Source organism: Arthrobacter sp. 05T444, from assembly GCF_056395905.1.
Genome location: NZ_JBFTKK010000001.1, coordinates 267,507 through 280,881, shown reverse-complemented (window position 1 = coordinate 280,881; position 13,375 = coordinate 267,507). Strand labels below are relative to the sequence as shown.

At 66.6% G+C, this 13,375-nt stretch carries 14 protein-coding genes, 1 other RNA gene and 1 riboswitch; of the genes, 10 read left to right on the top strand and 5 right to left on the bottom strand.

The features are described 5' to 3' along the window. The 8 genes from aroA (at position 1) to AC1DD3_RS01220 (ending at position 7,558) form a co-directional block, all read left to right on the top strand. Positions 1-1,395 (top strand): 3-phosphoshikimate 1-carboxyvinyltransferase, encoded by a 1,395-nt coding sequence (gene aroA / locus AC1DD3_RS01255; RefSeq protein ID WP_476880799.1) that lies wholly within the window; start codon positions 1-3, stop codon positions 1,393-1,395. Further along, complete coding sequence (gene rsgA / locus AC1DD3_RS01250) at positions 1,379-2,494, top strand: ribosome small subunit-dependent GTPase A (protein WP_230116947.1); 1,116 nt, start codon at positions 1,379-1,381, stop codon at positions 2,492-2,494. The genes aroA and rsgA overlap by 17 nt, the downstream gene beginning before the upstream one ends. 66 nt (positions 2,495-2,560) lie before the next feature. After that, the gene (gene hisN / locus AC1DD3_RS01245) at positions 2,561-3,373 is read left to right on the top strand and encodes a histidinol-phosphatase (RefSeq protein ID WP_230116948.1); all 813 of its coding nucleotides are present in this window, start codon (positions 2,561-2,563) and stop codon (positions 3,371-3,373) included. A gap of 170 nt (positions 3,374-3,543) precedes the next feature. After that, a riboswitch (SAM riboswitch) is annotated at positions 3,544-3,657 on the top strand. A 35-nt stretch (positions 3,658-3,692) separates the two neighbouring features. Further along, entirely contained in the window at positions 3,693-5,102 is a 1,410-nt protein-coding gene (locus AC1DD3_RS01240; protein ID WP_230116949.1) for an aminotransferase class V-fold PLP-dependent enzyme, read from the top strand. A 76-nt stretch (positions 5,103-5,178) separates the two neighbouring features. Beyond that, positions 5,179-5,937 (top strand): class I SAM-dependent methyltransferase, encoded by a 759-nt coding sequence (locus AC1DD3_RS01235; RefSeq protein ID WP_476880798.1) that lies wholly within the window; start codon positions 5,179-5,181, stop codon positions 5,935-5,937. A gap of 31 nt (positions 5,938-5,968) precedes the next feature. Beyond that, the gene (locus tag AC1DD3_RS01230) at positions 5,969-6,685 is read left to right on the top strand and encodes a metal-dependent transcriptional regulator (protein ID WP_476880797.1); all 717 of its coding nucleotides are present in this window, start codon (positions 5,969-5,971) and stop codon (positions 6,683-6,685) included. A 40-nt stretch (positions 6,686-6,725) separates the two neighbouring features. Beyond that, positions 6,726-7,178, top strand: a complete 453-nt coding sequence (locus AC1DD3_RS01225) for a FluC/FEX family fluoride channel (protein WP_476880796.1) — start codon at positions 6,726-6,728, stop codon at positions 7,176-7,178. After that, positions 7,175-7,558, top strand: coding sequence for a fluoride efflux transporter FluC (locus AC1DD3_RS01220; RefSeq protein WP_230116953.1), 384 nt, complete (start codon positions 7,175-7,177; stop codon positions 7,556-7,558). Before AC1DD3_RS01225 ends, AC1DD3_RS01220 begins: the two co-directional genes overlap by 4 nt. 59 nt (positions 7,559-7,617) lie before the next feature. Here AC1DD3_RS01220 and AC1DD3_RS01215 read toward each other — a convergent pair whose 3' ends face one another. Further along, on the bottom strand, positions 7,618-9,006 hold the full coding sequence (locus tag AC1DD3_RS01215; protein WP_476880795.1) for an MFS transporter: 1,389 nt from the start codon (positions 9,004-9,006) through the stop codon (positions 7,618-7,620). A 23-nt stretch (positions 9,007-9,029) separates the two neighbouring features. Here AC1DD3_RS01215 and AC1DD3_RS01210 point away from each other — a divergent pair, with 23 nt between their 5' ends. Next, entirely contained in the window at positions 9,030-9,392 is a 363-nt protein-coding gene (locus AC1DD3_RS01210; protein ID WP_230117053.1) for a hypothetical protein, read from the top strand. Between the two features lie 99 nt (positions 9,393-9,491). Continuing rightward, positions 9,492-9,629, top strand: coding sequence for a hypothetical protein (locus AC1DD3_RS01205; protein WP_230116955.1), 138 nt, complete (start codon positions 9,492-9,494; stop codon positions 9,627-9,629). Positions 9,630-9,720: 91 nt separating this feature from the next. On the opposite strand, the gene AC1DD3_RS01200 is transcribed toward AC1DD3_RS01205, so the two are convergent. The 4 genes from AC1DD3_RS01200 to AC1DD3_RS01185 all read right to left on the bottom strand — a co-directional run bounded on the left by AC1DD3_RS01200 (position 9,721) and on the right by AC1DD3_RS01185 (position 13,362). After that, positions 9,721-10,704 (bottom strand): S1C family serine protease, encoded by a 984-nt coding sequence (locus tag AC1DD3_RS01200; protein ID WP_230116956.1) that lies wholly within the window; start codon positions 10,702-10,704, stop codon positions 9,721-9,723. 196 nt (positions 10,705-10,900) lie between these two features. Beyond that, positions 10,901-11,269: a transfer-messenger RNA gene (gene ssrA / locus AC1DD3_RS01195) on the bottom strand. 80 nt (positions 11,270-11,349) lie between these two features. Continuing rightward, positions 11,350-11,820 (bottom strand): SsrA-binding protein SmpB, encoded by a 471-nt coding sequence (gene smpB / locus AC1DD3_RS01190; protein WP_230116957.1) that lies wholly within the window; start codon positions 11,818-11,820, stop codon positions 11,350-11,352. Positions 11,821-11,925: 105 nt separating this feature from the next. Further along, positions 11,926-13,362: a peptidoglycan DD-metalloendopeptidase family protein gene (locus AC1DD3_RS01185; RefSeq protein WP_476880794.1), complete on the bottom strand. Its 1,437-nt coding sequence runs from the start codon at positions 13,360-13,362 to the stop codon at positions 11,926-11,928. Between the last annotated feature and the right edge of the window lie 13 nt (positions 13,363-13,375).

The window sequence follows — 13,375 nt, the reverse complement described above, 5'->3', positions numbered from 1 at the left end:
ATGACAGGATCCATCACGGACGCGCCCGCTGACCACACCGGCGCCGCTCCGCACTGGCCCGCGCCGTTTGCGGAGCAGCCGGTGGACGCCACCGTGCGCGTCCCCGGTTCGAAGTCACTGACCAACAGGTATCTCGTGCTTGCGGCGCTGGCCGACGGGCCCTCCCGCCTGCGTGCCCCGCTGCACTCCCGGGATTCCGCGCTGATGATCGGTGCGCTCCGGCAACTCGGCGCCGACGTCCGCGAGGTGCCGGGCGACAGTACCTTCGGCCCCGACCTCGAGGTGACGCCCATCCCGTCCGGTTCCGGCGCCATGGACGTCGCCATCGACTGCGGCCTGGCCGGCACTGTCATGCGTTTCGTTCCGCCTCTGGCAGCCCTGCGCCACGGTGTCGCTGTGTTCGACGGCGACCCGCACGCCCGGGAGCGGCCGATGGGAACCATCATCGAGGCGCTGGCGGCCCTCGGCGTCACCGTTCGCGGCGACGCCGGCGGGACACCCTCTTCCCTGCCTTTCCGCGTTGACGGGACGGGAGAGGTCCGCGGCGGCCATCTCGTCATCGACGCGAGCGCGTCATCCCAGTTTGTCTCCGCGCTGCTGCTCGTCGGCGCACGCTTCACCGAAGGCCTGCACCTCGAACACTCCGGAGACGCTGTCCCAAGCCTTGACCACATCAACATGACCGTGGCCGTGCTGCGCGGCGTGGGTGTGGAAGTGGACAACTCCACTCCGAACCACTGGATCGTCAGCCCCGGGCCGATCCGTGCCTTTGATGAGAAAATCGAACAGGACCTGTCCAACGCCGGGCCGTTCCTGGCCGCGGCCCTCGCCTCGGGCGGCACTGTGCGGATCCCGGACTGGCCCGAACACACCACTCAGGTGGGCGATCTTTGGCGGAGCATCCTGACGGATATGGGCGCGGCCGTGACACTGCAGGACGGAACGCTGACCGTCACCGGAGGCAGCGAGATCACGGGCGCCGACTTCGCGGAAACGAGCGAACTGGCCCCCACTGTCGCGGCGCTCTGCGCCCTCGCCACCGGCCCGTCACGGCTTAGCGGCATCGCACACCTCCGCGGGCACGAGACAGACCGCCTCGCCGCACTCGTCACGGAAATCAACCGGCTGGGCGGAGACGCCGAAGAGACGGGCGACGGGCTGATCATCCGGCCCGCAAAGCTCCATGGCGGTGTGGTCCGCAGCTACGCTGACCACCGGATGGCCACTGCAGGCGCCATCCTCGGACTGGCCGTGAAGGGCGTCGAAGTCCAGGACATCAGCACAACGGCCAAGACCATGCCGGACTTCCCGCAGCTGTGGGCGGACATGCTCACACAGCGGACCGGCCGCACCCAGAGGAACAACGCAGGGACCAGCGGTGGCACGCAGCACTGAGTCCTGGGACGAATCCGACGTCCGGATCCGCCCGAACAAGAAGGGCTCCCGTCCGCGCACCAAAGACCGTCCCAGCCATGACGATGCCGTCACCGGACGCATCATCACCGTTGACCGTGGCCGGTATACGGCAGTGGTGGGTGAGGACTCCGGCGACGAGCGGACGATCATCGCTGCCCGGGCCCGCGAGCTCCGCCGCTCCCCCGTGGTGGCCGGCGACTTCGTATCCCTCGTGGGTGACGTGTCAGGTGCTCCGGACACGCTCGCCCGGCTCGTAAAGATCCAGGCCCGGAAAACGCTCCTGCGCCGGAGCGCGGACGACACTGACCCGATTGAACGCGCCGTGGTGGCCAACGCGGACCAGCTGGTCGTCGTGGTGGCTGCCGCCAATCCGGAGCCCCGCACCGGTTTCATCGACCGCGCGCTGGTGGCCGCCTACGACGCCGGCATCGAGCCGCTGCTGCTCGTGACGAAGGCAGACGTCAAGGACCCCACCGAGCTGCTGGACAACTACCGCCATCTCGACTTCCCCGTCATCATTAGCCGCACAGCGGACTCTGCGGCGTCGGGCATCGACGCCCGCTCCGATGATGGCTTGTCCGCACGCCTCGACCTTGACGCCGTCTCCCAGCTGCGCGCCCACCTGGACGGCAAGGTGACTGTCATGCTGGGCCACTCCGGCGTCGGCAAGTCCACCATGGTGAATGCATTGACCGGCGCGGAGCGGGCAACCGGCGGCGTTAACGCCGTCACGGGACGCGGCCGGCACACGTCGTCGTCGGCCCTCGCGCTCAAGCTCGCGGACGCGCCCACCGGGAGCTGGATCATCGACACCCCGGGGATCCGCTCGTTTGGCCTCGCGCATGTGGACCCGGACCGAATCCTGCATTCCTTCCCTGACCTGGAGCCCGGCACCGAAGCCTGCGAACGCGGCTGCAAGCACGATGCAACCGCCGTCAACTGCGGCGTGGATGCCTGGGTGGAAGCCGGCCACGCAGGCCCTTCCGGGCCTGCGAGGCTAGCGTCCCTGCGCCGCCTGCTGGGCACCGATCCGCGCATGGAGGCCCAGGAAGCCAAGGAACTGGGAAGCGTCAGCTAGTCTCCCCGGCGGCTCCGGCATGCGGACATCCCCGCCCCGCCGGTCCTTTGACGGTAGTTTGGAACCATGACCCAACCCGCTTCGAGCTACAACGATGACCTGCGACTGGCCCATGTACTGGCGGATTCCGTGGATGACCAGACCATGAGCCGGTTCAAGGCGCTGGACCTTAAGATCGAAACCAAGCCCGACCTGACGCCGGTCACGGATGCCGACAAAGCCGCCGAGGAGTCCATCCGGGGCCAGCTCTCCCGCTCCCGCCCCCGCGATGCCGTCCTCGGCGAGGAGTTCGGCAGTTCGGGCCACGGTTCCCGGCGCTGGATCATTGACCCCATCGACGGCACCAAGAACTTCGTCCGCGGGGTGCCGGTGTGGGCCACGCTGATTGCGCTCGTCGATGAAGGCGAGCCCGTGGTGGGTGTCGTCAGCGCCCCGGCCCTCGGCAAACGCTGGTGGGCAGCCAAGGGCGCGGGCGCCTACATGGGGCGCTCCCTTGCCGCAGCCACCCGGCTGAAAGTCTCGAATGTCTCGAATCTTTCGGACGCTTCGCTGTCCTACTCGAGCCTCGGCGGCTGGAAAGAACGCGGGAACCTCGACGAGTTCCTCGCCCTCACCGAAGACGTCTGGCGCACCCGCGCCTTCGGGGATTTCTGGTCCTACTGCATGGTGGCGGAAGGGTCCGTGGACATCGCCTGCGAGCCGGAACTGAACCTGTATGACATGGCTGCGCTGGTGCCCATCGTCACGGAAGCCGGCGGCCGCTTCACCTCACTCGAAGGAACCGACGGTCCCTTCGGCGGCAACGCATTGGCCACCAACTCCATCCTTCATTCGGAGGTCCTCAAGCGGCTCAACCCACAGCTGGACGACCTGCTGTAGTTCGGTCCAACAAACTTTCCGAAGAATTATCGACGGCGGGCGCCCCCTCAGGAGGGCGTCCGCCGGCGTATGTTCGGCATTCCGGCCAGATGAAGCGGGGCTGTAACAAACCGCTTAACATTCACGTTGGCCTTTTCCATCGCCCGCCGGGATGTCCTACGCTCTTTACAGGTCACGAGTGCCAGCGCGAAACCCCGGTTTGCTGGCCGGCAACCCTCCATTCGCGGTGGGGTGCCCCGGGTGACGACCAGGCCGGTCCGGAACGGACCCGGCAAGCGCGGATCCCCGTCACAAAGGGGTCCTTTCACAGCGAGGTCCCATGACTACTGCAACGTTCTCCTCCAACACCGGCGCCGGCCTGCTCGACGATCGCATTGCCGCTGCCGGACGGCCGCTGGCCGCAGTTACCGGCGCCGAGATCCAGGCTCCGCTGATCCAGGGCGGCCACGTGCGTTACGCCAACCTCGATTACGGCGCGTCGGCACCTGCGCTGTCCGTGGTGTCGGCTTACCTCAACGAGATCCTGCCGTTCTACGCCAGCGTGCACCGCGGCGCGGGTTACGCATCGCAGATCAGCACGTCGGTCTATGAGAACGCCCGGAACATCGTCCGCGACTTTGTCGGCGGCCGCCCGGATGACTCCGTAATCTTCACGCGCAACACCACGGACTCCCTCAACCTGCTGGCAGGCTGCCTCCCGGTGGAGGACCACCACCACACGGGGGAAGTCCTGTACCTCGACATCGAGCACCACGCCAACCTGTTGCCCTGGCAGGGCGTGCCGCACCGCAGCGTGGTGGCATCCGCCACCCTCGAGGCCACCATCGCCAGCCTCCGGGCTGAACTGGAGCATGGCGACGTCAGCCTCCTCGCCGTGACCGGCGCCTCCAACGTCACCGGCGAAATACTGCCAATCCGCCGCCTTGCCGCGCTGGCACACGAGTTCGGCGCCCGGATCGTGGTGGACGCGGCACAGCTCGCTCCGCACCGCCGCATCAACATCGCCGCGGACGACGTCGATTATCTCGCCTTTTCCGGCCACAAGCTCTACGCGCCGTTCGGTTCCGGCGTCCTGGTGGGACGCCCTGACTGGCTCGACGCCGGCACCCCGCACCTTGCGGGCGGCGGCGCTGTCAGTGAGGCCCGGCTCGACGGCGTCAGCTGGACCACCGGCCCCGCCCGGCATGAAGGCGGTTCGCCCAACGTCCTGGGCGCTGCCACCCTGGCCCGCGCAACGCAGGTGGTCGCTGCCCTGGACCAGGAGCGCTGGCACGCCCACGAGGCGGCCATCCGGTCCTTCCTCGTCGAGGGGCTGCGGAGGATCGAAGGCGTCACCGTGCACCAGATCTTCTCGGACACCGACGCGGACAACGACACGATCGGCGTAGTGAACTTCTCAGTGGAAGGCTACGACGCCGGCCTGGTGGCGGCCTACCTTTCCGCCGAACACGGCGTCGGACTCCGCGACGGCCGCTTCTGCGCCCACCCGCTGCTCAAGCGCCTGGGACTTCCGTCCGGCTCCCTGCGCGCCAGCTTTGGCGTAGGTTCGCGGCTCGAGGACGCCCAGCGGCTCCTCGCGGGCATCGAAGAACTGCGCCGCACCGGCCTCGGCTGGGACTATGTGGTGGACTCGGGACGCTGGGTTCCGGCCAACGACACCCGCAGCTACCCGGACTGGGCACCCAACACCCCCGGCACCGCCGGCGCGGCCCCCTGCGCGCTGGACTGATCCCGGCACTCCGCCAGGGTGCTCCATGCGGTAAATTCGAAGGGTAAATTTTCAGCCTGCCCTAAGGAGACGGCGCGTGGCACGCGGTGGCCCCAAACTCGACCAGTGGCGGCGTCAGGAACTCGGGCAGAGTTTCCAGGACGGTGGCGAACACTACCACCGCGTCCGTCCCGGCTACCCTGCCGAGTCCGCGGACTGGATCATTCCTGCCGGCGCCCGGACAGCTGCTGACATAGGCGCCGGTACCGGCAAGTTCACCGCCTTGCTCGTGGAACGCGGCCTGGCGGTCAGCGCCGTGGATCCCTCGCCGGACATGCTTGATCAGCTCCGCGTCGCCTATCCGGCAGTGGCGGCGCGTGAGGGCACCGCTGAGGACACGGGGCTGCCCGGCTCGGCCTTCGACGTCGTGACGGTGGCACAGGCATGGCACTGGTGCGAGCCGCTGCGGGCCAGCACCGAAATCGCCCGGGTACTGAGACCCGACGGAGTGCTCGGCCTGATCTGGAACCAGCTGGATACGTCAGTGCCATGGGTCCACAGACTCTCGCGCATCATGCACGCCGGCGATGTCCACAAGCCGGACTTCCGTCCGCCCATAGGCCCCGAATTCACGGGCCTGGAAAGCCACCTGACCCGGTGGGACGACCCGGTCACCACGGCCGACATCCTCGAGCTGACCAAGTCGCGCAGCTACTACCTCGCCGCCAACGGGGCCACCCGCGCCAAGGTCACCGGAAACCTCGACTGGTACCTCCACGACCATCTGGGTCACGCCCGCGGCGAACTGTTGAGCCTCCCCTACCTCACCCAGACATGGCGGGCCGTCAGGGCGTGATGCCGCACCCGCAACGGGTAGGCTTGGATCTGTGAAGACCAGCACGCCATCCTCCTCGATCGAGGACTACGTCAAGGTCATCTACTCTTTCACGGAGTGGCAGGACAAACCCATTACGTCGACGCAGCTGGCCCAGCGCCTTGGCGTAGCCAATTCCTCGGTGTCCGAGATGGTCCGCAAACTCAAGGACCAGGGCCTGGTCCTTCACAAGCCCTACAGCGCCATCACCCTGACCCAGGAGGGCGTGCGCCTGGCCCTTTCCATGGTCCGGCGGCACCGGCTCATCGAGACGTACCTGGTGCAGGACCTGGGGTACAGCTGGGATGAGGTGCACGACGAAGCCGAGCTGCTCGAGCATGCCGTCTCCGACACATTCATCGAACGGATGGCGGCCAGGCTCGGCAACCCGACCCGGGATCCCCACGGTGACCCCATCCCCTCCGCTGACGGCACGGTACAGATGCCGCCGGCCCACCGGATGAGCGAACTCGACGAGGGCCATACTGGCAGGATCACCCGGATCAGCGACGAAAATCCGGAGCTGCTGCGCTACTTGGCCGCCGAAGAGATCGACCTGGACTCCGACGTCGAGGTCATGAGGCGCAAACCGTTCGGCGGCGCCCTCGTGGTGCGTATCGCTTCGGCGGGCAGAAGCCGCGACTTTGATCTCGCCGACGAGGTCACCTCGGCACTGTGGGTGCAGAGCGAAGAAGTGCACCCGGGCTGCCGGATGGCCGGCTCCGGATGAACGGCCACGCCATCGCCGGGCGCCCCATGACTGCGGCAGCATGAAGGCTGCGTCGGCTGATAAAGGAACCGCAGTGACAGCGGCCGGCAGCCACGGCTGGCGGACCTGGGCCGCCGTCGCCGCGGGAGGGCTGGCGGGCACAGAGCTGCGGTACGGTCTCGGCGTGCTGTTTCCGGAGTCCGCCGGCGCCGTGCCGTGGACCACACTGGCCATCAACGTCGCCGGAAGCTTCGTCCTTGGCATGCTGACCACCATCTGGATCGCGCGGCCGCACACTGCCTTCTGGCTCCGTGCCGCCATCGGGCCAGGTCTGCTCGGATCCTTCACCACCTTCTCAGCGGTGGTTGCTTCAGTGGACCAGCTGGCTCGCGGTGGGCTCCACGCAGTATGGGTTCTCTACCTGTCCCTGTCCGTCCTGCTGGGCCTTGGCGCCGCGGCAGTAGGCTGGAAAGCCGGGAAAGCGTTCGGTGCAGGAAACTGGGGCAGTCCATGACGGCCGGGGTCCTGGCTACGCCGCTGCTGGTGGGACTGTTCGGCATTGCCGGCGCCCTCATCAGGTTTGCCGCGGACACCTGGCTGGCCGGCAAGCCAACGCCCCGCCGCCACTGGCCCTGGGCCACGTTGCTGGTCAATGTCGCGGGGTCCCTTGTCATCGGACTGTCGATCGGTCTCAGCAGCCGCGTCGGACCGGAATGGCATGCAGCGCTGGCCACCGGACTGGCCGGCGGCCTGACCACCTTCAGCTCCTGGACCACGGCCACTGTCCGGCTGGTCAGCGAGGATCGGTACCCTGCCGCAGCGCTCAATGTCGGAATCAACCTCGTGGCCGGGCTGGCGGCCGCGGCGGCAGGCATCGCATTCAGCGGCGGGTAGTCCCCCCGGAGGCGGGCCGGCCGCCCAGGCGGCGCCAGCACCGCCGTCGTGCTCCGCTTTCAGGCTTGCTGCTGCCGGACAGGGTTGCGGATTCCGACGGCCGAGGCGGCCGCCCCGAGCAACAGCAGCGCCGCCGTGGCAATCAGGGCCCGGTGCAGGCCCTCTGTCGTCAGGACCGGGCCGATGATGAACCCGGCAAAGGCGATGCACACGAGACCGGCAATCCTCGAGACGGCGTTGTTGACGGCCGAACCGACGCCGGCTTGGTCCTGCGGAACGGCACCGAGGATCGCCGTGGTGAGAGGCGCAACGGTCATTGCCAGGCCCAGACCGAAAACCAGCTGCCCGGGCAGCACCTGGGTCCAGTAGCTCAGTGGCGTGCCCACCGTCAGGGTGAGCAGGAAGCCCACTGCACACAGTGCCGGCCCGCATGCCATGAACCAGCGGGGACCGTGTTTGCCTGCCAAGCGGCCAAAAAATGACGCCGATACCATGAGGATCACGGTGGACGGCAAGAGCGCAAAGCCCGCCGTGGTCGCCTTCATGCCGCCGATCTGCTGGATGTAGATGCCCAACGCAAAGAAGCCGAGGGAGAATCCGCCGTAGATGGCTGCAGTGGCAACGTTGCCCCAGCCGAAGTTCCGGACGGTGAACATTCCCAGCGGCAGGATTGGTGAGGCCGTCCGGGATTCGTGAACAAGAAACAGAATCAGGCACACGATGCCCGCGGCGAGGGGAAGCCAGACCTGCGGGCTGGCCCAGCCCGCCGTCCCCTGCTCGATCAGGGCATAGACCGGCCCGCCCAGTGCCCCGACTGCCAGCAGCGCTCCCGTAACGTCGATGCTGCTCGCCGGATCGGGCGCAGCGTCCGAGCTCCGCAGCTTCGCCAGCACCGGCCAGATGGCGGCAGCAGGGAGGACGTTGATGAAAAAGATGACGCGCCACGAGAGGAGATCCACGGACACTCCCCCGATCAGCGGGGCGACAATGGCGGCGGCGCTGGTCCAGGCAGACCACTTGCCGATCGCCGCACCCTGGGCGCTGTCGGAAAAGTGGTTGACGATCAGGGCCAGGGAGCTGGGAACCAGCAGCGCACCGGCGACTCCCTGCAGGCCGCGGCTTATCACCAGGACCTCCGCGGTCCACGCCGCACCGCAGAGAACTGACGTTGCGGCGAACCCGGCCAGACCCCATTGCAGCACCCTGGCGCGGCCGAAGTGATCCGAGAGTGAGCCGGCGGCGAGGATCAGGGCACCCAGCGTCAGGAGGTACGCGTCCACTACCCACTGCTGGATGGGCAGCCCGCCGCCGAGTTCCCGGCCTATTGCGGGGAGTGCAATGCTGACCACAAAGCTGTCCAGGATGGCCATGAACGACGCCACGATGGCCACCATGAGGACCTGGCGCTGCAGTCCTGTAGGAACAGCGCGGGAGGCTGCATCGGTCATGCTTTACCGTATCGTGGACTGTGATGATTAGCAGACGCGATGCGGCAATTGCCCTTGATGTACCTATGGAAATGGCCCAGCGCCACGGCATTCCCAGCCGGCTGACCGAAGCCGAGCTGGGTGAAATCCTGGACAATCCCCCACAGTGGCTACTCCAGTCGCGGGCCAACCGCACGGGAAAGCGCCCGGTGTGGGTTCATCTGCGCTGCGACGTCTGTGGCTACGAGGAGGCCGCGAGGCCCAAAAAATGGTGGCCGGAGTTTACCTACGTCAGCTGCAGCCACCACAGCCCGGCTGACATTCCGGCACCGGCTGCGGGGTTCGTCAGAAGCGAATTCGACGGCGTGGGCAGCCGCTTCGTGGGCATCTCGGACGTTTCCGTCTGAGCCGCAGGTGCCTTCGCCGGGCAGTTACATTCGGCGCGAAACAGGCGTAATTTACGTAGGGAGGGGCACTCTCCTGCTCCTCGGACGAGGGAGCACGCCATGCCGGACAAGTCACCGCACACGCATCAGCTGAAAAAAGCGGGCAAGACCATCAAACAAAAACGCGCGGACAAGAAAGCGAAGGGGCCCCTTGAGGGAGCCCCGGATCCCGTCGCGCATCTGAAGAAACGTTCATAGCCGCACGTAAATGCAATGAAGAGCGGGGCCGGTTCCGGCCCCGCTCTTCATGTTTGGCGGTCCCGCTCCCTTGAGCGGTCCTGGTGCCGTCCTAGCCGGGCTCCGCCATTTCCGCCGGGACGGCCACAATCTCCAGCTCGTGCCCGTCCCGCAGGACCACGATGACCATGGGTTCGCCGATGGCGTCGGCGAAGAGCAGCTTTTGCAGGCTTTCGGCGTTGCTCACCGGTCGCGATGCCGCCCTCAGCAGCACGTCGCCCACCTTCAGGCCCGCGTGCTCGGCAGGGGAACCCGAGAGCACTTCAACCACGCGCAGGCCGTCGCGCTGGCCGGTGCGGATCACCGCGCTGGGGCCGAGCCTGATGGGTGTGCTGATCACGCCCAGGTAAGCGCGGCGTACCCGCCCGTCAGCCAAAAGCGCGGCGATGATCCGTCGGGTGGTTTTATTGATCGGCACCGCCAGGCCCAGCCCCGCGCCGGCCACGGCGGTGTTGATCCCCACGATCCTGCTGCGGGCATCCGCCAGGGCACCGCCTGAACTGCCGGCGTTCAGGGCGGCGTCCGTCTGGATGACATCCTCGATGACCCTGCGGTTGCGCCCGGCCCAGACGGGGATGGCCCGACCCAAGCCGCTGACCACGCCCGCAGTCACAGAACCTGCGAGGCCGAGCGGGTTGCCGACCGCGATGACTAGCTGACCCACACGGAGGGATTCGGCATCGCCGAATTCCGCGGGCGCCACGTGCGGCGCCCGGCCGCGGACCACGGCGAGGTCTGAAAGGGGATCCGCCCCCACCATTTCAAGGTCAGTCGCGGAGCCGTCTGCGAACACAGCGCGGCCCTTCTGCGTTCCGGCGACCACATGGGCGTTGGTCAACAGGTAACCGTCTTCCGTAAACAGCACGGCGGAGCCGGCTCCCACCCGGAACCGTCCGTTGCGCCCGTTGCCTGTCATTTCGATCGCGGCGACGTGCGGCGTGACCGTACTGGCCACCCGGATCACCGTCTCGGAGTAGGAATCGAGGGGCCCGTCGTCTCTGTCAGGACCCGGTGAAGTTGCAGGCGCCGTGGACATGGCGCGCCTCCCTTGGCCGTTTCGTGCTTGGCGAAAATTGATTGGTATCTGGAACAACCCCTGCTGCGGCCCGGCTAGTCCCCGGCGGGCTACGCCGTCGGTGAACACCGGCGTAGGTCACATCGCCGCCCGAAGACAGAGCTTAAACACGTACAGCCCGGACGCGGGTCCGGGCTGTACGTGTTCGGCTTTTATACCGTGGAGATGGGGGGAATTGAACCCCCGTCCGATGTCGTGTTGTCAGGGCTTCTCCGGGCGCAGTTTGCGTCGGATTTTCTCGGCCCCAGCCGTCCTGCAAACAGGCGGCTGATCCGGGCCCAGTCATCTAAGAGTCCCGTTTACCCCGATGACGGGGGCAAACAGCAGTGGCTATCTAAATGACGCCAGGATCCGGGGCGATAGCAGCCTCGGGCTGACGGACTGTCTTACTGCTTAGGCAGCAAGAGCGAAGTCAGTGCGCTTAGATTCGGCACTTATTGGTTTGCAGACAGCGTTTACGAGATAATTCTGCATCCTCGGCCCGCTTCACCTGTCGCGACTAACATCGTCGAAACCGATCATCCCCGTATTTTGTTACCAAACCGGCGGGAACCATAAGTTCCTGCCGGACTATTCATCATAACGCATCCGTCCGGCGAAAAATTCCTAGCCGCGGTTGCGTTCCCGCATCACGCGGAGCGCCTCGCGCTTGTCCTGCTGTTCCCTCAGGGTCTGGCGCTTGTCATATTCCTTCTTGCCTCGGGCGATCCCGATCTCCACTTTGGCACGGCCGTCCAGGAAGTACAGCTGGAGCGGCACGATCGTAAAGCCGGACTCCCTGACCTTGTGCGAGATCTTGATCAGCTCCTCGCGGTGCAGCAGCAGTTTGCGGCGCCGGCGGGCGGCGTGGTTGGTCCAGCTCCCCTGGTTGTACTCGGGGATATGGATACCCTCCATCCACAGCTCGTCGTTGTAGAAAGTGCAGAAGCCGTCAACCATGGAGGCGTGGCCTTCCCGGAGGGACTTTACCTCGGTGCCCATCAGGGCGATGCCGGCCTCGTAGGTGTCCAGGACATGGTAGTCATGCCGGGCCTTCCGGTTGGTGGCCACTACCTTACGGCCACTTTCTTTCGGCACGGTAGAACTCCTCAGATCTTTGAAAGTTGGGTGCTTCGGCTGTCGCGGAGCAAAGTCATTCCAGTGTACGGCAGTCGTTCGGCCGGTTGCGGCGGGGTCAGGGCATCACAGCAGGCGCATGGGGTCGACTGCTTCGCCGTTCAGCCACGTCTCAAAGTGCGAGTGGCAGCCGGTGGAGTTACCGGTGGTACCTGAGTACGCGATCAGCTGCCCCTGGCTGACCTGCTGTCCCACCGAAACCACGACGCTCGTGTTGTGGTAGAAAATCGTTGTCAGCGAATTGCCCTGGACCACGCCGTGGGAGATCTTGACGTTGTTGCCGCCGCCGTCATCTGCCCAGCCGGCCGAGATCACGGTGCCGGCCGCGGGCGCATAGACGGGCGTGCCGCAGGCGGCACCGAAGTCGATGCCGGTGTGCATGTAGCCGCCGGCGCCGTAGAAGTCGATCGTGCCCGGCGGCGTTGCCCGCCAGCCAAAACCGGAGGTGATCGGGACGCTGGCGTCGAACGGGTGGCGGAGACCGAAGGCCGACGGCGGACCCGCCGCCGGCGGCACGTACGGCTGCACGATCCGGGCCCGGGCAGCGGCTTCCTCGTCACCGCGGGCGCGGGCAGCAGCTTCGGCCTGGGCGCGCGCCGCCGCTGCGGCGGCCTCGGCGATGCGCCGCTGTTCCGCCAGCCAGGCTTCGCGCAGCTTCCGGTCCCGTTCAACGATCTCGGCAGCAACTTTGTCCTGGCGCGCTTTGACTGCGGCAAGTTTGCTCTGGATGCCGGGTTTGGCAGCTTCGAGCTGCTTGTTCAGGCGTGCGGTGTCCGCGATGAGCTTGTCCACCTTGGCCTTCTTGGCAGCTGCCTCGTCGCGGGCGGCTTTTTCCTTCTCCAGGGCGGCGTCGGCCTTGGCCTTCAGGTCCTGGATCTCCGCCTCAACAGCTTCCAGCCGGGCCTGCGAATTCACGTTGGTGGCATTTTGCTGGCTCAGCTTGTCCATGGCGGAGTTCTGGCTTCGCATGGCCTGGTCTGCAAGGTCGATGGTGTCGGTGAGGCTGCCGGTGTTGTTCGAGCCGAAGAAAAGCGTCAGGTTCGAAGGCACACCGCCGGACTTGTACGCCTGGGTGGCGATCTGGCCGATCAGCTTCTTGGTGCTGGCAATTTTCTGTTTGTCGGAATCAAGCTGCTGGGTGATCTTCGCCTTGTTTTGCTGGGCCAGATCCACGCGGGCAGCAAGGGCTTCCACCTCTTTCACCGCACTCGCCACCCGGCCTTGGGCCTCGAGCAGCGCCTGCTGGGCGCCGGGTAGCTGGCCGCGGAAAATGACCAGGTCTCCCGCGGCTTTGGAGATCTTCGCATCAACGAACTCCAGGGACTGCTGGACGCGGGCCGCTTCGTCCTTGAGCGCGGCCTGCTGGTCTTCCAGGTCGCCGGCAAATGCGGGGGCTGACGATCCGAGCCCGGCGGCCAGCACCACCGCGAGTGCGGCGCTGATGATCCTGCGTTGGCGTCCCGAAGGGACGCTCGGCAGCTGCCGGCCGGGCTTTGCAATCATGGGCGTTCCTTCG

What these genes read in the sequence shown, in the direction of transcription:
- aroA (WP_476880799.1), top strand. Translation starts at nt 1, where the DNA reads ATGACAGGATCCATCACGGACGCGCCCGCTGACCACACCGGCGCCGCT.
- AC1DD3_RS01185 (WP_476880794.1), bottom strand. Translation starts at nt 13,362, where the DNA reads ATGATTGCAAAGCCCGGCCGGCAGCTGCCGAGCGTCCCTTCGGGACGC.
- AC1DD3_RS01200 (WP_230116956.1), bottom strand. Translation starts at nt 10,704, where the DNA reads ATGTCCACGGCGCCTGCAACTTCACCGGGTCCTGACAGAGACGACGGG.
- hisN (WP_230116948.1), top strand. Translation starts at nt 2,561, where the DNA reads ATGACCCAACCCGCTTCGAGCTACAACGATGACCTGCGACTGGCCCAT.
- AC1DD3_RS01215 (WP_476880795.1), bottom strand. Translation starts at nt 9,006, where the DNA reads ATGACCGATGCAGCCTCCCGCGCTGTTCCTACAGGACTGCAGCGCCAG.
- AC1DD3_RS01205 (WP_230116955.1), top strand. Translation starts at nt 9,492, where the DNA reads ATGCCGGACAAGTCACCGCACACGCATCAGCTGAAAAAAGCGGGCAAG.
- AC1DD3_RS01225 (WP_476880796.1), top strand. Translation starts at nt 6,726, where the DNA reads ATGAAGGCTGCGTCGGCTGATAAAGGAACCGCAGTGACAGCGGCCGGC.
- AC1DD3_RS01220 (WP_230116953.1), top strand. Translation starts at nt 7,175, where the DNA reads ATGACGGCCGGGGTCCTGGCTACGCCGCTGCTGGTGGGACTGTTCGGC.
- AC1DD3_RS01240 (WP_230116949.1), top strand. Translation starts at nt 3,693, where the DNA reads ATGACTACTGCAACGTTCTCCTCCAACACCGGCGCCGGCCTGCTCGAC.
- AC1DD3_RS01210 (WP_230117053.1), top strand. Translation starts at nt 9,030, where the DNA reads ATGATTAGCAGACGCGATGCGGCAATTGCCCTTGATGTACCTATGGAA.